This window comes from Lysobacter arseniciresistens ZS79 (genome assembly GCF_000768335.1).
Lineage (GTDB): Bacteria > Pseudomonadota > Gammaproteobacteria > Xanthomonadales > Xanthomonadaceae > Novilysobacter > Novilysobacter arseniciresistens.
The window spans coordinates 277,657-297,046 of the sequence record NZ_AVPT01000001.1; the positions used below are offsets into that span (position 1 = coordinate 277,657).

General features: G+C 69.7%; 13 protein-coding genes. 10 read left to right on the plus strand and 3 right to left on the minus strand.

Annotated features, from left to right (window positions below; all coding sequences use genetic code 11):
- Positions 1 to 7 precede the first annotated feature (7 nt).
- Complete coding sequence (locus N799_RS01295; protein WP_036206559.1) at positions 8 to 3,787, minus strand: methylmalonyl-CoA mutase family protein; 3,780 nt, start codon at positions 3,785 to 3,787, stop codon at positions 8 to 10.
- 127 nt (positions 3,788 to 3,914) lie between these two features.
- On the opposite strand from N799_RS01295, the gene N799_RS01300 reads away from it, so the two are divergent.
- From N799_RS01300 to N799_RS01310, 3 genes are all read left to right on the plus strand, one after another.
- On the plus strand, positions 3,915 to 5,126 hold the full coding sequence (locus N799_RS01300) for a 2OG-Fe(II) oxygenase (protein ID WP_152597755.1): 1,212 nt from the start codon (positions 3,915 to 3,917) through the stop codon (positions 5,124 to 5,126).
- 237 nt (positions 5,127 to 5,363) lie between these two features.
- Positions 5,364 to 6,467, plus strand: coding sequence for a Glu/Leu/Phe/Val dehydrogenase dimerization domain-containing protein (locus N799_RS01305; protein WP_036206562.1), 1,104 nt, complete (start codon positions 5,364 to 5,366; stop codon positions 6,465 to 6,467).
- Positions 6,468 to 6,582: 115 nt separating this feature from the next.
- Positions 6,583 to 7,740, plus strand: a complete 1,158-nt coding sequence (locus tag N799_RS01310; RefSeq protein WP_036206565.1) for an isovaleryl-CoA dehydrogenase — start codon at positions 6,583 to 6,585, stop codon at positions 7,738 to 7,740.
- Between the two features lie 307 nt (positions 7,741 to 8,047).
- Here N799_RS01310 and N799_RS01315 read toward each other — a convergent pair whose 3' ends face one another.
- Entirely contained in the window at positions 8,048 to 10,876 is a 2,829-nt protein-coding gene (locus N799_RS01315) for a S8 family serine peptidase (protein ID WP_052100925.1), read from the minus strand.
- 240 nt (positions 10,877 to 11,116) lie between these two features.
- Between N799_RS01315 and N799_RS01320 the strand changes: the two genes are divergently transcribed.
- The 6 genes from N799_RS01320 (at position 11,117) to N799_RS01345 (ending at position 16,419) form a co-directional block, all read left to right on the plus strand.
- The gene (locus N799_RS01320; RefSeq protein ID WP_036206568.1) at positions 11,117 to 12,292 is read left to right on the plus strand and encodes a thiolase family protein; all 1,176 of its coding nucleotides are present in this window, start codon (positions 11,117 to 11,119) and stop codon (positions 12,290 to 12,292) included.
- 205 nt (positions 12,293 to 12,497) lie between these two features.
- The gene (locus N799_RS15595) at positions 12,498 to 12,875 is read left to right on the plus strand and encodes a hypothetical protein (RefSeq protein ID WP_036206571.1); all 378 of its coding nucleotides are present in this window, start codon (positions 12,498 to 12,500) and stop codon (positions 12,873 to 12,875) included.
- Between the two features lie 167 nt (positions 12,876 to 13,042).
- Positions 13,043 to 13,420: a hypothetical protein gene (locus N799_RS15600; protein WP_036206574.1), complete on the plus strand. Its 378-nt coding sequence runs from the start codon at positions 13,043 to 13,045 to the stop codon at positions 13,418 to 13,420.
- A gap of 136 nt (positions 13,421 to 13,556) precedes the next feature.
- Complete coding sequence (locus tag N799_RS01335; protein ID WP_036206577.1) at positions 13,557 to 15,167, plus strand: carboxyl transferase domain-containing protein; 1,611 nt, start codon at positions 13,557 to 13,559, stop codon at positions 15,165 to 15,167.
- Positions 15,168 to 15,490: 323 nt separating this feature from the next.
- On the plus strand, positions 15,491 to 16,069 hold the full coding sequence (locus tag N799_RS01340; protein WP_036206581.1) for a bactofilin family protein: 579 nt from the start codon (positions 15,491 to 15,493) through the stop codon (positions 16,067 to 16,069).
- Positions 16,066 to 16,419: a hypothetical protein gene (locus N799_RS01345; RefSeq protein WP_036206584.1), complete on the plus strand. Its 354-nt coding sequence runs from the start codon at positions 16,066 to 16,068 to the stop codon at positions 16,417 to 16,419. The genes N799_RS01340 and N799_RS01345 overlap by 4 nt, the downstream gene beginning before the upstream one ends.
- Before the next feature lie 71 nt (positions 16,420 to 16,490).
- Here the strand turns inward: N799_RS01345 and N799_RS01350 are convergent, their stop codons facing one another.
- The gene (locus tag N799_RS01350) at positions 16,491 to 18,428 is read right to left on the minus strand and encodes an FTR1 family iron permease (protein ID WP_036206586.1); all 1,938 of its coding nucleotides are present in this window, start codon (positions 18,426 to 18,428) and stop codon (positions 16,491 to 16,493) included.
- A 144-nt stretch (positions 18,429 to 18,572) separates the two neighbouring features.
- Between N799_RS01350 and N799_RS01355 the strand changes: the two genes are divergently transcribed.
- The gene (locus N799_RS01355) at positions 18,573 to 19,355 is read left to right on the plus strand and encodes an enoyl-CoA hydratase-related protein (RefSeq protein ID WP_036206588.1); all 783 of its coding nucleotides are present in this window, start codon (positions 18,573 to 18,575) and stop codon (positions 19,353 to 19,355) included.
- The last annotated feature ends 35 nt before the right edge of the window (positions 19,356 to 19,390 follow it).

Consider the following 19,390-nt stretch of genomic DNA (forward strand, 5'->3'; position numbering starts at 1 on the left):
AAAAACCTCACATATTCCGCCGATACTCCCCACCCACGTCATACAACGCATGACTGATCTGCCCCAGGCTGTGCGTCTTCACCGCCTCCATCAGCGCGGCGAACACGTTCTGGCGGTCGCGGGCGGTCTTCTGTAGCGCGCGCAGGCCCTCCCCGGCCAGTGCGTTGCGGTTGTCCTGGTAGCCAGCCACGTTCTCGATCTGCTGGCCCTTCTCTTCCGGGGTCGAACGGATCAGTTCGATCTCGGTGGCCACGTCGCTGTGGCCGTCCTTGCCCAGGAAGGTGTTGACGCCCACCAGCGGCAGGCTGCCGTCGTGCTTCTTGTGCTCGTAGTACAGGCTCTCTTCCTGGATCTTGCCGCGCTGGTACATGGTGTCCATGGCGCCGAGCACGCCGCCGCGCTCGCTGATGGCCTCGAACTCCTTGTAGACGGCTTCCTCGACGATGTCGGTGAGCTTGTCGACGATGAAGCTGCCCTGCCAGGGGTTCTCGCAGTAGTTCAGCCCCAGCTCCTTGTTGATGATCATCTGGATGGCGACGGCGCGGCGCACGGACTCTTCGGTCGGCGTGGTGATGGCTTCGTCGTAGGCGTTGGTGTGCAGGCTGTTGCAGTTGTCGAACAGGGCGTACAACGCCTGCAGCGTGGTGCGGATGTCGTTGAACTGGATCTCCTGCGCGTGCAGGGAGCGGCCGCTGGTCTGGATGTGGTACTTCATCATCTGGCTGCGGGCGCTGGCGCCGTAGCGCTCGCGCATGGCGCGGGCCCAGATGCGGCGGGCGACGCGGCCGATGACGGTGTACTCGGGGTCCATGCCGTTGCTGAAGAAGAACGACAGGTTGGGCGCGAAGTCGTCGATCTTCATGCCGCGCGCCAGGTAGTACTCGACGATCGTGAAGCCGTTGGACAGCGTGAAGGCGAGCTGGCTGATCGGGTTCGCCCCGGCCTCGGCGATGTGGTAGCCGGAGATCGACACCGAGTAGAAGTTGCGCACGCCGTTGTCGACGAAGTACTGCTGGATGTCGCCCATCATGCGCAGGGCGAACTCGGTGCTGAAGATGCAGGTGTTCTGGGCCTGGTCCTCCTTGAGGATGTCGGCCTGCACGGTGCCGCGCACGGTCTTGAGGGTGTCGGCCTTGATGCGGGCGTAGGTCTCGGCATCCACCAGCTGGTCGCCGGTGACGCCGAGCAGGCCGAGGCCCAGGCCGTCGTGGCCCTCGGGCAGGTTGCCGCTGTACTGCGGGCGCTGGCGGCCTTCGAAGAGTTTCTCGATCTGGTCGTGGGCGGCGTCCCAGCGGGCCTGGTCGGCTCGCAGGTACTTCTCCACCTGCTGGTCGATGGCGGTGTTCATGAACATCGCCAGGATCATCGGCGCGGGGCCGTTGATGGTCATCGACACCGAGGTGGTGGGCGCGCACAGGTCGAAGCCGGAGTACAGCTTCTTCATGTCGTCCAGCGTGGGGATGTTGACGCCGGAGTTGCCGATCTTGCCGTAGATGTCCGGGCGCGGCGCCGGGTCCTCGCCGTACAGGGTGACGGAGTCGAACGCGGTGGACAGGCGCGCGGCGGGCTGGCCGAGGCTGAGGTAGTGGAAGCGGCGGTTGGTGCGCTCCGGCGTGCCCTCGCCGGCGAACATGCGGATCGGGTCCTCGCCGGTGCGGCGGTACGGGTACACGCCGCCGGTGTAGGGGTAGGCGCCGGGCAGGTTTTCCTTCTGCAGGAAGGTCAGCAGCTCGCCCCAGGACTTGTAGGTGGGCGCGGCGATCTTGGGGATCTGCTGGTGCGACAGGGACTCGCGGTAGTTGTCGACGCGGATGGTCTTGTCGCGGACCTGGTACTCGTTGACCTCGTCGGTGATGGACTTGAGGCGGGCCGGCCAGTCGCGCAGGAGCTTGAGGGCCTCGGAGGAGAGGGACTGGACGGCGTCGTTGTAGCGCTGGCGGAGGGTGAGGAGGGTGCGGTCGGGGGCGGATGCCGGGACCCCGGTGGATACGGGGGAATCCCCATCCGTCGTGGGGCTGGAATGCCCCTTCGTTGTAGGAGCGACGTCAGTCGCGACCTGTACATCGTTCCCATCGTTCTGCACGGTCGCGACTGACGTCGCTCCTACAGCGGAGGGGGTGCGGGAGTCGGGGGACGACGGCCGTTGCAGGGCTTCGGCGGCGTAGAGGTCGAGCTGCTTCGGCAGCTGTGGGTCTTCGAGGTCGTGCAGGCTCTGCCAATAGCTCTGCGCGCGGTCGGCGATCTCGGCCTGCGTCTCGATCTGGCGGTTGATGCCCCTGCCCTGCTCGGCGATCTCGGCGAGGTAGCGCACGCGGCTGCCGGGGATCAGCACGGTCGCGCGCGGCTCCTTCAGCGTGGTGTCGATGTCGGGCTGGAAGTCGCAGCGGGAATTCCCCTTCGCCGTAGGAGCGACGTGAGTCGCGACCTGTACATCGTCCCGGGGGCCCTGCGCGTTCGCGACTGACGTCGCTCCTACATCGGAGCCGCCGGATATGTCGGTGCCGTCGGGTACGTCGGGGCGGCCATCGGGATTGGAGCCGCCGCCGACGCCGAGCTTCTCGCGCAGCAGGCGGCACAGGTTGGCGAACATCCAGCTGATGCCGGGGTCGTTGAACTGGCTGGCGATGGTCGGGTAGACGGGGACGTCCTCGTCCTTGGTCTGGAAGGCGACGCGGTTGCGCTTCCACTGCTTGCGGATGTCGCGCAGGGCGTCCTCGGCGCCGCGCTTGTCGTACTTGTTCAGCACGATGAGTTCGGCGAAGTCGAGCATGTCGATCTTTTCCAGCTGGCTCGGCGCGCCGAAGTCGCTGGTCATGACGTACATCGGGAAGTCGACCAGGTCGACGATCTCCGAGTCGCTCTGGCCGATGCCGGCGGTCTCGACGATGACGAGGTCGTAGCCCAGGCCCTTGAGGAAGCCGATCGAGTCCTTCAGCACCGCGTTGGTGGCGGCGTGCTGGCGGCGGGTCGCCATCGAGCGCATGTAGACGCGCGGGCTGCGCAGCGAGTTCATGCGGATGCGGTCGCCCAGCAGCGCGCCACCGGTGCGGCGGCGGGTCGGGTCGACCGAGATCACGGCGATGCGCATCTCCGGGAAGTTGGCGAGGAAACGGTTGAGCAGCTCGTCGGTGACGGACGACTTGCCGGCGCCGCCGGTGCCGGTGATGCCGATGACCGGGGTGCGGCTGCCGGCCAGTTGCCACTGCTTGCGCAGCCTGGACAGCTGGGCGTCGTCGAAGTGGTCTTCCTCGATGGCGCTGAGCATGCGGCCTATGGCGATCTCGTCGTCGATCGACGGCTGGGTGTCGGTGGCCTCGCCCTCGACGCGGCCGTCGGCGGCGCGGCGCACCACATCCTCGATCATCGCCACCAGCCCCATGTGCATGCCGTCGTTGGGGTGGTAGATGCGCTCGACGCCGTAGTCCTGCAGCTCGCGGATCTCCTCCGGGGTGATGGTGCCGCCGCCGCCGCCGAACACCTTGATGTGGCCGGCGCCGCGCTCCTTGAGCATGTCGACCATGTACTTGAAGTACTCGACGTGGCCGCCCTGGTAGGACGACAGCGCGATGCCGTCGGCGTCCTCCTGCAGCGCGGCGCGCACCACGTCCTCCACCGAGCGGTTGTGGCCGAGGTGGATGACCTCGGCGCCCTGCCCCTGGATCAGCCGGCGCATGATGTTGATGGCCGCGTCGTGGCCGTCGAACAGGCTGGCGGCGGTGACGAACCGCAGGGGGGTCCGGGCGGTCTCGGCGTCGGTGCCTGGAAGGTTGCTGGCAGGGGTGCTCATGGCGCACTCGTCTTGCGTGAACGGGATTCCATCGATTGTAGCGCGGGGCCCCGCGGCGGCCTTTGCGTTCACCAATGGAACATCCGGCCGCGGCCGCGGGCCGGGGAGCGGCGCGTTGGTCTGGGCAATGACGCCTGTTGCCGCCCTCGCCGCCATCCCCGATTGCCCGGTCGACGCCGCCCCTGCCGAAAGGCACGACGCGGACGACCGGCAGCCCATGCGGGCGCTGTTCCGCAAGGCGGCGCAGGGCGGCCACACCGGGGCGCAGGTGGCGTACGCACGGATGCTGCTGTTCGGTCTTGGCGGTGCGCCGGAGCGGCGGCAGGCGCTGGGCTGGCTGCAGCGCGCCGAAGCCGCGGGCAACTGCGTGGCCGGTTACTGGCTGGCGTGGCTGGCACTGGGCAGCGTGCTGCTGCCGCGCGACGGGCGGATCAACCAGCGGATGCTGGCGGCGGTGCACCACGGCCACCCGCCGGCGCTGCGGGCGGCGGCCGTGCACATGGGCCGCAAGCGCGACCCGGCCGACCAGCGCCTGTGCGTGCACCTGCTGGAACGCGCCGCGACCGGCGGCGACCTGCTGTCGGCGCTGCTGCTGGCGGAACGGCTGGAACGCGGCGAGGGCTGCGAGCCGCGACCAATGGCCGCGGCGGCGTGGCGGACGCGGCTGGTGGATGCGGGCGCACCGGTGCTGCCGGTGATCGACGCGCCGCCGCCGGCACCGCGGCCGGCACGCGGACCGTGCTCGCGGGGGACGCTGGCGTTCGAGGAAGCACTGGTGCCGCCGCCCCTGCAATGGCTGTCGGAGCATCCACGGCTGGCGCAGATCGACGGTCTGCTGACCTCCGACGAGTGCCGCCTGCTGGTCGCCCACGCACTGCTGGACGGCCACGGCGACGCCCTGCACCCGGCGTGGCGCGTGCAACCGGCGTCCGAAGACTTCGCCCTGCGCGTGCTGCAGTTGCGGCTGGCCCGCGCCGCCCGCAGCGAACTGGCGCATGCCGAGCCGCTGCAGGTCGAATGCCGCCGCCCCGGCCCGATCGGCGCCGCCCACCACGACTACCTGCCGCCCGACCGGCTGGTGGCCGACCACGTGCTGGCCGGCAACCGCCACCGCACCCTGCTGGCGTGCCTGGCGGCGGCCGACGACGGCGGCGGCGAGTCCTTCCCGCTGGCCGGGCTGCGGACCCGGCCGGCGACCGGCGCGGCGGTGGTGTTCGACGACCTGCTGCACGGCGGCGGCCACGAGACCGCCTCGCTCCACGCCGCCCTGCCGGTGTGCCGCGGGGCGCTGTGGCAGGCGACCCTGTGGCTGCGCGAAGGACGCTACCGTCGCGCCTGATCCGCGTCCGCCATCACCCTCGCGCTGCGACCGCGGTCACGCACAGGACCGCCGACCCGGCACGCCCGATGCACACGGCCGATACATATCCGTACGGACGGATTGCTTTAGACTACGGCCCCGCAGCCGGGCGCTACCCGGCCGTGCACAGGCGAATCCGCACGGATTCAACTACCTAACAAAAACTGTTGGCGTAAAGCGTTAACAACGCAGTCGCGCGCCGACGCGGAGCACCCGATGATTTTCGAGACCCTGGACACCTTCGGCCATGAGCAGGTCGTGTTCTGCCACAACAAGGACGCGGGCCTGAAGGCCATCATCGCGATCCACAACACCGTGCTGGGCCCCGCCCTGGGCGGCACCCGCATGTGGCCGTACAAGACCGAGCAGGACGCGCTCAACGACGTGCTCCGCCTGTCGCGCGGCATGACCTACAAGAACGCCGTGGCCGGTCTCGACATCGGCGGCGGCAAGGCCGTGATCATCGGCAACCCGGCCACCGACAAGTCCGAGGCGCTGTTCCGCGCGTTCGGCCAGTTCGTGCAGTCGCTGGGCGGCCGCTACATCACCGCCGAGGACGTCGGCATCGACGTCAACGACATGGAGTTCGTGTACCGCGAGACCGAGTTCGTCACCGGCGTGCACCAGGTCCACGGCGGTTCGGGTGACCCGTCGCCGTTCACCGCCTACGGTTCGCTGCAGGGCCTGATGGCCTCGCTGAACAAGCGTTTCGGCGACGAGGAAGTCGGCAAGTACAGCTACGCCGTGCAGGGCCTGGGCCACGTCGGCATGGAGTACGTGAAGCTGCTCAAGGAGCGCGGCGCGAAGATCTTCGTGACCGACATCAACCAGTCGCTGATCGACAAGGCCGTGTCCGAGTACGGCGCCGAGGCGGTGGGCCTGGACGAGATCTACGACGTCGACGCCGACGTGTATTCGCCGTGCGCGCTGGGCGGCACCGTCAACGAGGAGACCCTGCCGCGCCTGAAGGCCAAGGTGATCTGCGGTTCGGCCAACAACCAGCTGGCCAACAACGCCATCGGCGACGAAGTGGCCCAGCGCGGCATCCTGTACGCGCCGGACTACGCGGTGAACGCCGGCGGCGTGATGAACGTCGCGCTGGAGATGACCGGCTACAACCGTGAGCGCGCGATGCGCCAGATGCGCACGATCTACCACAACCTGACGCGCATCTTCGAGATCTCCGAGCGTGACGGCATCCCGACCTACAAGGCCGCCGACCGCATGGCCGAGGAGCGGATCGAGATCATGGGCAAGCTGAAGCTGCCGCTGGGCCGCTCCACCCCGCGCTTCCAGGGCCGCATCCGCGGCGGTGCGTAAGCGCCATTGATGCTGTACCGACGACGGGGCCGAGTGCCCCGTCGTCGTTTCCGGCCCCCTCATTGCGACCGGCCGCCCCGGACGGCGGCTTCCATCGAATTTCCAGGAGTCTTCCATGCGCCCCTTCCCCCTTGGTGACGAGCTCGACACCCTGCGCGAGGCCGTGCGCCGCTTCGCCGAAGCCGAGATCGCCCCGCGCGCCGCCGCGATCGACGAGGAGAACGCGTTCCCGCAGGACCTGTGGCCCAAGCTCGGCGAGATGGGCCTGCTCGGCCTGACCGTGCCCGGCGAATACGGCGGCAGCGGGATGGGCTACCTCGCCCACCTGGTCGCGATGGAAGAGATCTCGCGCGCGTCCGGCTCGGTCGGCCTGAGCTACGGCGCGCACTCCAACCTGTGCGTCAACAACCTGTACGCCAACGGCAACGAGGCGCAGCGCGCGAAGTACCTGCCCGGGCTGTGCAGCGGCGAGTGGAAGGGCGCGCTGGCGATGAGCGAGCCGGGCGCGGGTTCGGACGTGGTCGGCTCGATGTCGTGCCGCGCCGAGCTGCGCGGCGATGTGTGGGTCGCCAACGGCAACAAGATGTGGATCACCAACGGCCCCGAGGCCGACGTGCTGATCGTCTACATGCGCACGGCGGGCAAGGACGCGGGCAGCAAGTGCATGACCGCCTTCATCGTCGAGAAGGGCATGAAGGGCTTCAGCACCGCGCAGAAGCTCGACAAGCTCGGCATGCGCGGTTCCAACACCTGTGAGCTGGTGTTCGAGGACTGCGAGATCCCGGCCAGGAACGTGCTCGGCGAGGTGAACCAGGGCGTCAGGGTGCTGATGTCCGGCCTCAACACCGAGCGGCTGGTGCTGACCGGCGGCCCGCTGGGCCTGATGCAGGCCGCGCTCGACATCGCCCTGCCCTACGTGCGCGAGCGCCGGCAGTTCGACCAGGCGATCGGCACGTTCGGGATCATGCAGGCCAAGATCGCCGACATGTACACCGCCCTGCAGTCCAGCCGCGCCTTCGCCTACCAGGTGGCGCGCGACTACGACGCCGGGCACAAGAGCCGCGTGGATGCGGCCTCGTGCTTGCTGCACGCAAGCGAGGCGGCGGTGCAGGTGGCGCTGGAAGGCATCCAGACCCTTGGCGGCAACGGCTACATCAACGAGTACCCGACCGGCCGCATCCTGCGCGACGCGAAGCTCTATGCGATCGGCGCGGGCACCAACGAGATCCGCCGGATGCTGATCGGCCGGGAGCTGTTCGACGGGCGGAGCTGAGGCGCTCCGCGCCCACTGCGGCTCGCCCACTACGCCCCCGCTGCGGCTCGCTTACCGCGGCTCGCCTCGTAGGAGCGACGTGAGTCGCGACCCGCCGAACCCGCAAGGTGCGTCGCAGTGGGATATCCGCGTGGCGTCCGGAGTTGCTTCCGGTGGCGCATCCTCGTCGACCTGCGCCCGACCCTCCGGCAGCGATGTACAGGTCGCGACTCACGTCGCTCCTACGGAAGGCGGGAACCGGTTGTCGAGGCAGTAAATAGAAAACGCCGCGGAGTCCGCGGCGTTTTTTTGTTGAGCTGGCGTCGGATCAGAACCCGAATGACCAGTTGGCGAACGCTCCGGTGTAGCGGCGGCCGCCTTCCTGGCGGGTGTCGAGGTTGAGACCGAAACGGCCGGCACGAAGCGTGTCGACGCCCAGCCCGAAGCCGAACACCGTGGCGTTGTCGTCCAGCCCGGCGCCGCCAATCGGCGACCACACGTCCAGCCCGGTGAAACGCGCATCGATCGCGCTGCCCGATTGCGACAGCGTGTGCTGCCACTCCAGCCGCCCCTGCAGCGAGACCGTCGCGGCGCCCACCGACCACTGGCGCTCCAGCCGCGCGCCGGCCAGTGCCTGGGTCGCGTCGAGGGTCGAACCGGCGGTGCTCAGGCCGAAGCCGGCCGCGCCCTGCTCGGTGAAGCCGTCGCGCTCCAGCCGGATCGCCTGGGTGCCGAGGTACGGCGTCAGCGTCGCCCCCGCCAGCTCGAAGCGGTGGCCGGCCTGCACACCGAGCGTGGTGTAGCGGTTGTCGTAGTCGGTGCCGACGCCGAAGCTCTGCGAGCCCAGCAGGATGTCGCGCTGCATGCGGCGGTCGATGCGGCCCGCGGCGAGGCGCCCGAGCACGTAGTTGCCGCCGTTCTCCCAGGCCGCGTAGAGCTGGCCTTCGAGCTGGCGGTTGCGCTCGCGGTCGCCGCGCAGGTCGTGCACGCCGTAGCCGTCGCTCTGGCCGAACGCGGTGCCGACCATCAGGTTGGGGCCGAACCAGCGGTCGTGGCCGATCATCCAGCCGTTGCTGTCGAGCCGTGCGTGCGACCACATCGAACGCTCGCCGTCGAGCCGCTGCGCCCACGCGCCGGCCACGCCGGTGCGGTCGAGCGTGTCCAGCCGCGACTCCAGCGCGTGCCGGCCACCCTCGATCGCCATCATCGCGAACGCGGCATCGGCGGCATGCATCTCGCCCGACAGGCTCGCCAGCGATTGCTCGGCCGCGGCGATCGTCGGCGTGCGCTGCAGCGCCGACGCGCCCTGGATGAAGCCGCCGGGCAGCGGGCCACCGGTGACCGGCACACCGCCGCCGTCGATCATCCGGAACGCGTTCTCGACGCGAACCGCGCTACCGACCGCCGCCGCGCTCAGGCCGAACGCCTGCGCGGCAGCGTCGACGTCGAGCCGCTGGATTTCCAGCGCCACCGCGTTGGCGGTGTAGGCCAGGCTGGCTTCGAGGAACACGCCCTCGCCGGCCAGCAGGTTGTCGAACGTACCGGTGATGCCGCCGGCGGCGGTCAGGAAGGTTTCGCTGGACTGGTGGACATAGCCCTCGGTGATGCCGGCGACCATCGCGTCGCCGTCGATCTGCGCACTGCCCGCCACCTGCAGCTGCGAACCGACGTCGAATGCGAGCAGCGCGCCTTCGCCCTGGCGGAAATCACCGCCAACCACGTGCGTGTACCCCTGCGAGTCGCCGCCATGCATGAAGACGACACCGTCGTTGCCGAGGTTGCCGGCGACGCCGCTGGCATCCAGCGCGAGGCCTCCATCGACGCCGACAACCGCGTCGCCCGGCAGGCTCGACAGCGTGGTCAGGATGCCGGACTCGACCCGCGTCGCACCGGTGTAGGCGTTGCTGCCGGTGAGCACGAGCTCGCCGGTGCCGCGCTTGGTGATGCCGCCGGCGCCGGTGATGTCGTTGGCCCAGGTCGACGTGCCGCCGTCGAAGTCCGCGACCACCTGGCCCCAGTCGAGCCGACCCGGACCCTGCACCGCGGCGCCGGCGTTGAGCAGGCCGTGACCGAAGACGGCGTCCACGCCCGCGGCACCCAGGTCGGTCGCGGTGCCCAGCAGGGTCTGGCGCACGAGGTCGTTGTTGAAGTACGGGAACGCCTCCCACACCAGCGCGGCCGCGCCGGACACCTGCGGCGCGGCGAACGAGGTGCCGGCCCAGTTGTAGTAGGTCGGCACGTCCGGCGGATCGTTGGTGCCGGTGGCCACTACGTTGCCCGGCGCAACCATGCAGTAGTCCATCGCCACGCCGCAGGCATTGGAGTACGACGACAGCGTGTCCGGCGCATCGGTATCCACAGCGGCCACCGCGATCCAGCCGCGCTCCAGGTCGGCGCCGGGCATGGTGCCGTTGACGCCCGGCTGGCTCGGCAGCGCGGCCATGCTCGACGGGTTCGCGCCCTCCTCGTTGCCGGTGGCGAACACCACCAGGCCGCCATGCTGGATGATGAAGGGCCGGTACTCGTCGGCGATCGGTGCGGTCGCCTCGGGGTTGGTCCAGTACAGGCCGCCCCACGAGTTGTTCATGATCCGCACGCCGCGGTCGATCAGGTCCTGGTGGATCGGCTTGAGGCCGAGCGCACCGTCAACCTCGTTGCCCTGCCCCGAGCCGTCGTCGACCGGCGGGTTGTCGGAAATGATGCGCGCCGAGACGATCTCCGCCCCCGGCGCCATGCCGCCCGGCCATGCGCCGAACGCGGTACCGGCGATGATCTGCGCCACCGCGGTGCCGTGGCCGTCGACGTCGTCGACATCCAGGTTGTTCCTGCTCGGGTCGAGGTAGACCAGGTTGGACACCACGCGCGGCGCCAGCGCCGGGTGGTTGCGGTTGACGCCGCTGTCGACCACGCCGATGCGCACGCCGGCACCGGTGAAGCCGGCAGCGTGCGCGTCGTCGGTGTTGGTGACGGTCAGGTGCTTGATGAAGCGCGGGTCGGGGTCGTAGACCACCGGCTCCGGCGGCGGCGCTGCCGGCGGCGGATCGGGGCGCACGGTCGTGTCGCTTCCGCCACCGCCACAACCCGCCAACACCACCAGTCCGATGCTTCCCAGCGCGACGCGGCACGCGTGGGCAAGTGCGTTGCGATGCAATTCCATTTCGATCCCCCGGAGTTCGATGTACGGCGAGGTGCGTTGCAGGAAAACGACGCACACGCCGGGCCAGTCGCCCGAGTATCGACCGCGTTCGCGGCAGGCACAATCGCCGATCCATTCAAACAGGTGAAGCGTCACGGTCGTTTGCCGCGCTGCAGCACGCCGCCGCATAATCGGGGGTTGCGGCTGCGGCCGATCCATCAGCCTGGCCGGTCCGCCGGTCCGTACCCACTGGAGTCCCCCATGAACGACGTCGTCATCGTCGGTGCCAAGCGCACCGCCATCGGTTCCTTCCTCGGCCAGTTCACCGGCGTGCCGACGCCGCAGCTCGGCGTCGCCGCCATCACCGGCGCCCTCGAGCAGGCCGGCGTCGCTCCCGACCAGGTGGGCGAGGTCATCATGGGTTGCGTGCTGCCGGCCGGCCTCGGCCAGGCGCCGGCACGACAGGCGGCGCTCGGCGCGGGCCTGCCCGATTCGGCCGCGTGCACCACCATCAACAAGGTCTGCGGCTCGGGCATGAAGGCGGTGATGCTCGGCCACGACATGATCAAGGCCGGCTCGGCCAGCGTGGTCGTCGCCGGCGGCATGGAGTCGATGACCAACGCGCCGCACCTTCTCAACAACTCGCGCACCGGCATCCGCTACGGCAGCGCCGAGATGCTCGATCACATGGCCCACGACGGCCTCACCAACCCGTACGACGGCAAGGCGATGGGCGTGTTCGGCGATGCGACCTGCTCGACCTACGGCTTCGACCGCGCCGCGCTCGACGCGTTCTCCGAGGAGAGCGTCAACCGCGCGAAGAAGGCGCAGGCCGACGGTGTGTTCAAGGATGAGATCGTCCCGGTCACGGTGAAGACGCGCAAGGGCGAAGTCGTGGTCGATACGGACGAAGAGCCCGGCAAGATCGACACCTCGAAGATCCCGGGCCTGCGCGCCGCGTTCGGCAAGGACGGCGTGCTGACTGCCGCGTCGTCGTCGAAGATCTCCGACGGTGCCGCCGCGACGGTGCTGATGTCGGCCGACGAGGCCGCCTCGCGCGGATTGACGCCGATCGCGCGCATCGTCGCGCACTCCAGCCACGCGCAGGCGCCGGAGTGGTTCACCACCGCGCCGGTCAAGGCGATTTCGAGCGTGCTTGAAAAGGCCGGCTGGAAAGTCGAGGACGTCGACCTTTTTGAAATCAACGAAGCATTCGCGTGCGTCGCGATGGCGCCGATCAAGGACCTCGGTATTCCGCACGGGAAGATCAACGTGCATGGCGGCGCCGTCGCGCTCGGCCACCCGATCGGCGCGAGCGGTGCACGCCTGCTGGTGACGTTGCTCAACGCGCTGCGCGTGCGCGGCGGCAAGCGCGGTGTCGCATCGCTGTGCATCGGCGGCGGCGAAGCCACCGCGATCGCGGTCGAACTGCTCTGATCAACCTTGGCGCGGGGCGTTGGCGCTTTTACCACGCCCCTGTTCATCCAGCGCAACCGCACGTCGGCGGGGCAATGAATCGGTTAACAAGGTATTAACTAAAAATCCCGAAGTGCCGCTTGACAGGCGTCACGGCCTTGTCATCATGTTATCGGCGCGCAATTGCGCGTTGCCCACAATTTTCAAAATCGACGAGGAATGAACCATGACTTTCAACAAGGCGCTGCTTGCCCTGGCCCTGGGCTTCGCTCTGGCTGCTTGCTCGAACCAGCAGCAGGCTGAAGACTCCGCCGCCGAGGCCGCCGAGGCCGCTGGCGAGGCTTCCGAAGCCGCTGCCAACGCCGCCGCCGCTGGCGACGCGATGGCTGCCGACGCTGCCCAGGCCGCTGCCGACACCGCCGCCGCCGCTGCCGACGCCGCCGCCACCTCGGCCGACGCCGCTGCCGCTGCGACCGACATGACCGGTGCCGACGACGCTGCCGACTCGGCCGAGAACGCCGCCGACGCCGCCGAGCAGGCCCAGGACGCTGCTGAAGAAGCCGCTGCCGGCGCCGACGCCGCGACCAACAACGACGGCCTGTAATACCGCCCGAGTTATTGAGTCAGGAGCCGCCGGGTTAATCCCGGCGGCTTTTTTTGTACCCCGGCCGTGCGTCTTCACATTTCTTTACACGGCCTCCCCCGATAGTGCCGCCGCCGGCAGGACCGGCGATCCATTGAAGTCAACTGCCGACACACAGGAGTCTGCGCATGAACAACAAGCTTTTGATCCTCCTCGCCGCCAGCACCTTTGCCCTTGCCGCCTGCAACTCGCCGACCGCCAACCAGGAGGCCAATGAAGCGGCCGCCGAGGCCGAGGTCGCGGGCGACCAGGCCGCCGTGGCCGCCGACGCCGCCGGTGACGCCGCCGCTGCCAGCGCCGAAGCCGCTGCCGCCGGTGCCGCCGCGGCCGCCGGTTCGGTCGCCGCCGCCGCCGACGCCGCGGTCGACCCGCTGCAGGAAGCGTACGAGGAAGGCAAGGCCAACGCCGCCGGTGCGATCGGCGACGCCGCTGCCAACGTCTCCGCCGAGATGGAGCAGGAGCAGGCGGAAGCCGAGGCCGAGGCCAACGCGGAAGTGCAGGACTGACCTCCCGCGGTATCGCGTGACATGGACGGGCCCGCTACGGCGGGCCCGTTTTTTTGGTCGGCACTGCACGCCGGGGGCAGCCATGTCGACGGCGCGGTTATCCTGTGCCGCCCCTTTCAACCTGGCGAACCACCGCATGCCCGCACTGAGCTCCGCCCTCGACCCCCGCTCGCAGGACTTCCGCGACAACGCCGCCTGGCATCGCGCCCTGGTCGAGGAGCTGGACACCCGGCTGGCACATGCCGCCGCCGGCGGTGGCGACAAAGCGCGCGAGAAGCACACCGCGCGCGGCAAGCTGCTGGCCCGCGACCGCATCACCGCCCTGCTGGATCCGGGCTCGCCGTTCCTCGAGATCGCCCCGCTGGCCGCGGAGGAGATGTACGACGGCGCCGCACCCGCGGCCGGCATGGTCTGCGGCATCGGCCGGGTGATGGGCCAGGAAGTGGTGATCGTGGCCAATGACGCCACGGTCAAGGGCGGCACCTACTTCCCGATGACGGTCAAGAAGCACCTGCGGGCGCAGGAAGTCGCGCGCGAGAACAATCTGCCGTGCATCTACCTGGTCGACTCCGGCGGCGCCTTCCTGCCGCTGCAGGACGAGGTGTTCCCCGACAAAGAGCACTTCGGCCGGATCTTCTACAACCAGGCGCGCATGAGCGCCGAGAACATCCCGCAGGTCGCGGTGGTGATGGGCAGCTGCACCGCCGGTGGCGCCTACGTGCCGGCGATGTGCGACGAGTCGGTGATCGTCAGGGAACAGGGCACGATCTTCCTCGGCGGCCCGCCGCTGGTGAAGGCGGCGACCGGCGAAGTGGTCGATGCCGAGACGCTCGGAGGCGCCGACGTGCACACCAGCATCTCCGGCGTGGCCGACCACTTCGCCGAGGACGACCGCCACGCGCTGCAGATCGCGCGCGACATCGTCGGTACGTTCAACCGCCGCAAGGTGCTGCCGGTGGCCGCGCAGCCGGCGCGCGAGCCGCTGTTCGCCGCCGAGGAGCTGTACGGCATCGTGCCGAAGGACGCGCGGCGACCATTCGACATCCGCGAGGTCATCGCGCGCGTCATCGACGGGAGCGAGTTCCAAGAATTCAAGGCGCGCTACGGCAAGACCCTCGTCACCGGCTTCGCCCACCTGCACGGCTATCCGGTCGGCATCGTCGCCAACAACGGCATCCTGTTCGCCGAGAGCGCGCTCAAGGGCGCGCATTTCATCGAGCTGTGCAACCAGCGCGGCATCCCGCTGGTGTTCCTGCAGAACATCACCGGCTTCATGGTCGGCAAGAAGTACGAGCAGGCGGGCATCGCCAAGGACGGGGCGAAGATGGTCACCGCGGTGGCGTGCAGCCACGTGCCCAAGTTCACCGTGGTGATCGGCGGCAGCTTCGGCGCCGGCAACTATGCGATGTGCGGCCGCGCGTATGGCGCGCGCTTCCTGTGGATGTGGCCGAACGCGCGGATCAGCGTGATGGGCGGCGAACAGGCGGCGAGCGTGCTGGCGACGGTCAAGCGCGACGGCATCGAAGCGCGCGACGGTGTCTGGACGCCCGACGAGGAGGAGGCGTTCAAGACGCCGATCCGCCAGCAGTACGAGGACCAGGGCAACCCCTACTACGCCACCGCGCGGCTGTGGGACGACGGCATCATCGATCCGGCCGACACCCGGCGCGTGCTCGGCCTGGGGCTGTCCGCCAGCCTCAACGCGCCGATCGCCGACCGCACGCGGTTCGGGGTGTTCCGGATGTAACCCCCGCTGGGGAGCCTGCCGGGCGGCGAGGTGCTGCGGCCGGGCTGGTCGCATTCGATGCGGCTTACGCGTGGCGCCACGGATTGCCGTTCGCGGCATCGCTGGCCAACCGCTGGCTCCGGATCGGTTCCTACGTGGCGCTGGGTGGCGGCCTGTTGGTGACGGCGATGCTGGGCGGGAGCGGCTGAGGCGGCCAGGCGGAGACCAGGGATGAATCGACTCTGACTGGCACATGAAGACGCCGGATATGACGCAACGCGTCACATGATGACGCCGTGAAGCAGTGCTACCGTCGGGGACTCCCTGCAAACGGACGCCCGCCGATGGCCATCTGGAAAGAATCCTCCCCCGCCAAGCCGACTGCCACCCCCGCGTCGGCACCTTCCGGGCCCTCCGGTGCCGCCAGCTTCGAGCCGTCGCCGATCCGGGACATCGCCTCGCCCGCCTCCGCCCCCAATCCCGCCCCGGCCCCCTCTTCCGCGCCGGCCGCCAACGCGAGCGGCAACGACGCGCCGCTGAAGGAGTCGCTGATCGCGGCCGAGCTGACCATCGAAGGCAAGATCGAGGGTACTGGCCACGTCCGCATCGCCGGCAAGTTCAATGGCGACGTGAACGTCCAGGGCAACCTGACGATCGAGCGCGGTGCGCGGCTGTCGGGCGCGGTGCGGGCCCAGCGGGTCATCGTCGCCGGCGAGCTGGAAGGCAACATCGAGTCGGCCCAGAACGTCGAGCTGCTCGAATCCGGCGCGCTGACCGGCGACGTCAAGGCCGGCGCGCTGACGGTCGCCTCCGGCGCGCGGATGCGCGGCCAGGTCGACTTCGGCTGGGGTGACAAGGGCGGCGCCGGTGGTAAGAACGGCGGCGGCAAGTCCGGCGACGCCAAGCCCGACAGCGACGCATGAGCGCGCCGCGCCCCGGCACCGCGGGCGCGACACGCACCTGCCCGCACTGCAAGACCACCATCCTCGAAAGCGCCAGCGTGTGCCCGCAATGCCGCGGGCACCTTCGCTTCGGCGCGGAGGCGGCCGAGGCCGCGACGTTCTCGCCGCTGCAGGTGGAAGGCACGATCCCGGCCCCGTCGCAGGGCGCCTGCGAATACTCGATGGTCCTGTCGATCCGCGACGGCCGCGGGCGTGAGGTCAACCGGCAGGTGGTCGGCGTGGGCGCCATGCACCCGGGCGAGGAGCGGACCTTCAGCCTGCGGGTGGAAGCCAGCGAAGTGGCGCCCAAAGGCCGGCACGGCCGGCACTGAAACCCGCACAAGCCGGCGTCACCGGCATCGATCACCGCGGGGCCGCACTGGCCCCGCCGCCAGCTTATCTGTTATGAACCGCCGTCGGTTACCGGTTCGCGGGCCAGCACGGACGCCGCGCGCCGGTTCCAGGTAAAGCCGGCCACCAGGATCACCAGCACCAGCAACTGCGTCGCCACCCCTTCCAGGGTCGGGTGGATGCCCAGCAGGTCGATGCGCGGGAACGGAATCACCGTGACCGGGAGCCAGCCGGCCTCCTGCAACGCGGCGATGCCCTTGCCGGCCAGCATGACCGCGAGCACCGCGATCAGCACCGAGCTGATCGCGAAGAACTGGCTGAACGGCAGCTTGCGCGAGTACCGCAGCATCGCCCACGCGATCGCCGCCAGCACGACCACGGCGGCGCCGGCACCGGCGACGATGGCCGACGAATTGCCCTGGCTCCACAGCGCCGCGTAGAACAGCACCGTCTCGAACACTTCGCGGTAGACCACCACGAACGAAAGCAGGAACAGGAACCACGCCGACCGCTTCGACAGCGCGTGCGAAAGCTTCTCCCGGATGTAGCGCTGCCATGCGCCGGCCTGGCTCTTGCCGTGCATCCAGATGCCGACGAACAGCAACACCACCGCCGCGAACAGCGCCGCGAACCCTTCGGTCAACTCGCGGCTCGCGCCACTGATGCCGACCAGATAGGTCGCCACCACCCAGGTGAACGCGCCGGCCAGCAGCGCGCCGACCCAGCCGGCGTGCACGTACGGCATCACCTCGGTACGGTTGGCCTTGCGCAGGAAGGCGACCATCGCGATCACGATCAGCAGCGCCTCCAAGCCCTCGCGCAGCAGGATGGTGAAGGCACCGACGAACGAGGACACGTCGCTGGCGCGGTCCGGGGACAGCGCCTCCTCGGCGTCGTCGAACAGGCCGTTGATCACCGCCACCTGCGCCTGCACCTCCGCCGGCGGGGCGGAACGGCCGATGCGCGAGCGCAGTTCGGCCATGGCGGTCTCGATGCGCCCCATCAACGCACGGTCGCGCGCGGCAAGCAGCGGCTCCACCGGCTCGAAGCCGTCCAGGTAGGCCGACAGCATGAGGTCGCGCGCGGCCGTGCGATCACCGGCGGCATAGGCCTCCACGCCCTCGGCAAGCCGGGCGCGCGCCAGCGCCAGCGATCCCTCGGGCTTGGGCGCCACGGCATCCGGCGCGCGGCGCAGGTAGGCGGTCAGCGCCGCGGCGGCGTCTTCGCCGACCCGGTCGGCCAGCGCGGAGGGGGTCATCTGGGTGAGCGTGGCCATGTCCGGCAGGGCCTCGCGGACGGCCGGGTCGCTTTCCCACAGGCGCTTGCCCTCGGCCACCAGATCGTCGGGGTATGCGTACTGGCCGATGTAGAACGACAGTGCCCAGCGGTCGTCGGCCGGCAGGTGCGCGTAGCTGCCCATACCGGTGCCTTCCAGGCCCTGCTCGATGACCTGGTACAGCGCGAAGACGCTGCGCTCGCGCGCGCGCTCGCGGTCGGTGAAGTCGATCGGCGCGGGCTCCAGCCCCGCGCCGGCCGGGCCGTCGCCGGCGCCGGTCGCGCCGTGGCAGCTCGCGCACTGCTGCTGGTACTGCGCGGCCGCCTTGGCAAGGTCGGGGGTGGAGGACGGCGCGAGCGGCATCGGGTACGCCGCCAGCAGCTGGCCGGCGAGCCCCCGCGCGATCCCTGCGACCGCCTCGGGCGACTGCTTGGCGGCAATGGCAGCCTGCAGTTCCGCCGCACCGTCGACCAGCGCAGCCTGCGCGCCGGTCTCCGGCAACACCGCCACGCGCTCGCTCACCGAGTCGGCGAACTCGATCATCTCGGCGTATTCGGCCTCGCTCACCACCTCGCCGTCCTGCACCGCGACGGCGTAGTCGACCGCGATGTAGTCGAGCAGCCGCCACACTGTCTGGGCGCCCGGGTCGGCGTGCGCCGACAGCGCGAAGGCAAGCAGCAGGGAGACGATCAGGCAGCGAAGGACGTGGGTCATGGACGTGGCGGGGCGAATGATCCACCGGATACTACGTTAAATGAGAATTGATCGCATCCAATTCGGGCCGGGCCGGCCGGTGCGGGGCGGCGTCGCGCGGTGCGGCGGCTATCATTCCGGGACTCATGTAAGGACGCACGATCGATGAGCCATCCCCTGCTGCACCTGCGCGAAGGCGCCGTGGCGCGTCTGCGGCTGAACCGCCCCGAGGTCCACAACGCATTCGACGCGACCCTGATCGCCGCGCTGACCGGCGCGCTGGAATCGGTCGGGGCCGATCCGGCGGTGCGCGTGGTGGTGGTCGAGGGCGAAGGAGCGTCGTTCTCGGCCGGCGCCGACCTGAACTGGATGCGCGGCATGGCCGCCGCCAGCGAGGACGAGAACCGCGAGGATTCGCTGGCGCTGGCGCGGCTGATGCGTACCCTCAACGAGTTGCCCAAGCCGACCATCGCGCGGGTCCACGGCGCGGCGTTCGGCGGCGGCGTCGGGCTGGTGGCCTGCTGCGACATCGCCATCGGTGCCTACGGGGCCAGGTTCGGCCTGACCGAGAGTCGGCTCGGGCTGCTGCCGGCGGTCATCTCGCCGTACGTGATCGAGGCGATCGGCGCGCGGCAGGCGCGTCGCTGGTTCGCCAGCGCGGAGATCTTCGACGCCGCGCAGGCGCACCGCATGGATCTGTTGCACGAGGTCGTCGACGCCGAAGACCTCGACGCCACCCTGCAGCGCCAGGTCGAACTGCTACTGCGCGCCGGCCCGGTTGCCTCGGCGCAGGCCAAGGCGCTGGTGCGGCAGGTCGCCGCGCATGCCGACGGCGCCCGCCACGACGCCGACAACGCCGCCCTCATCGCCCGGCTGCGGGTGTCGCCGGAAGGACAGGAAGGGCTTGGCGCCTTTCTGGAGAAGCGCACACCGGGCTGGTGCGAGTGACCCGCATGCCCTCCCCCGCACATACCCGCACCGAG

Coding starts and splice junctions, on each gene's coding strand:
- N799_RS01295 (WP_036206559.1), bottom strand. CDS start 3,787: ATGAGCACCCCTGCCAGCAACCTTCCAGGCACCGACGCCGAGACCGCC.
- N799_RS01300 (WP_152597755.1), top strand. CDS start 3,915: ATGACGCCTGTTGCCGCCCTCGCCGCCATCCCCGATTGCCCGGTCGAC.
- N799_RS01305 (WP_036206562.1), top strand. CDS start 5,364: ATGATTTTCGAGACCCTGGACACCTTCGGCCATGAGCAGGTCGTGTTC.
- N799_RS01310 (WP_036206565.1), top strand. CDS start 6,583: ATGCGCCCCTTCCCCCTTGGTGACGAGCTCGACACCCTGCGCGAGGCC.
- N799_RS01315 (WP_052100925.1), bottom strand. CDS start 10,876: ATGGAATTGCATCGCAACGCACTTGCCCACGCGTGCCGCGTCGCGCTG.
- N799_RS01320 (WP_036206568.1), top strand. CDS start 11,117: ATGAACGACGTCGTCATCGTCGGTGCCAAGCGCACCGCCATCGGTTCC.
- N799_RS15595 (WP_036206571.1), top strand. CDS start 12,498: ATGACTTTCAACAAGGCGCTGCTTGCCCTGGCCCTGGGCTTCGCTCTG.
- N799_RS15600 (WP_036206574.1), top strand. CDS start 13,043: ATGAACAACAAGCTTTTGATCCTCCTCGCCGCCAGCACCTTTGCCCTT.
- N799_RS01335 (WP_036206577.1), top strand. CDS start 13,557: ATGCCCGCACTGAGCTCCGCCCTCGACCCCCGCTCGCAGGACTTCCGC.
- N799_RS01340 (WP_036206581.1), top strand. CDS start 15,491: ATGGCCATCTGGAAAGAATCCTCCCCCGCCAAGCCGACTGCCACCCCC.
- N799_RS01345 (WP_036206584.1), top strand. CDS start 16,066: ATGAGCGCGCCGCGCCCCGGCACCGCGGGCGCGACACGCACCTGCCCG.
- N799_RS01350 (WP_036206586.1), bottom strand. CDS start 18,428: ATGACCCACGTCCTTCGCTGCCTGATCGTCTCCCTGCTGCTTGCCTTC.
- N799_RS01355 (WP_036206588.1), top strand. CDS start 18,573: ATGAGCCATCCCCTGCTGCACCTGCGCGAAGGCGCCGTGGCGCGTCTG.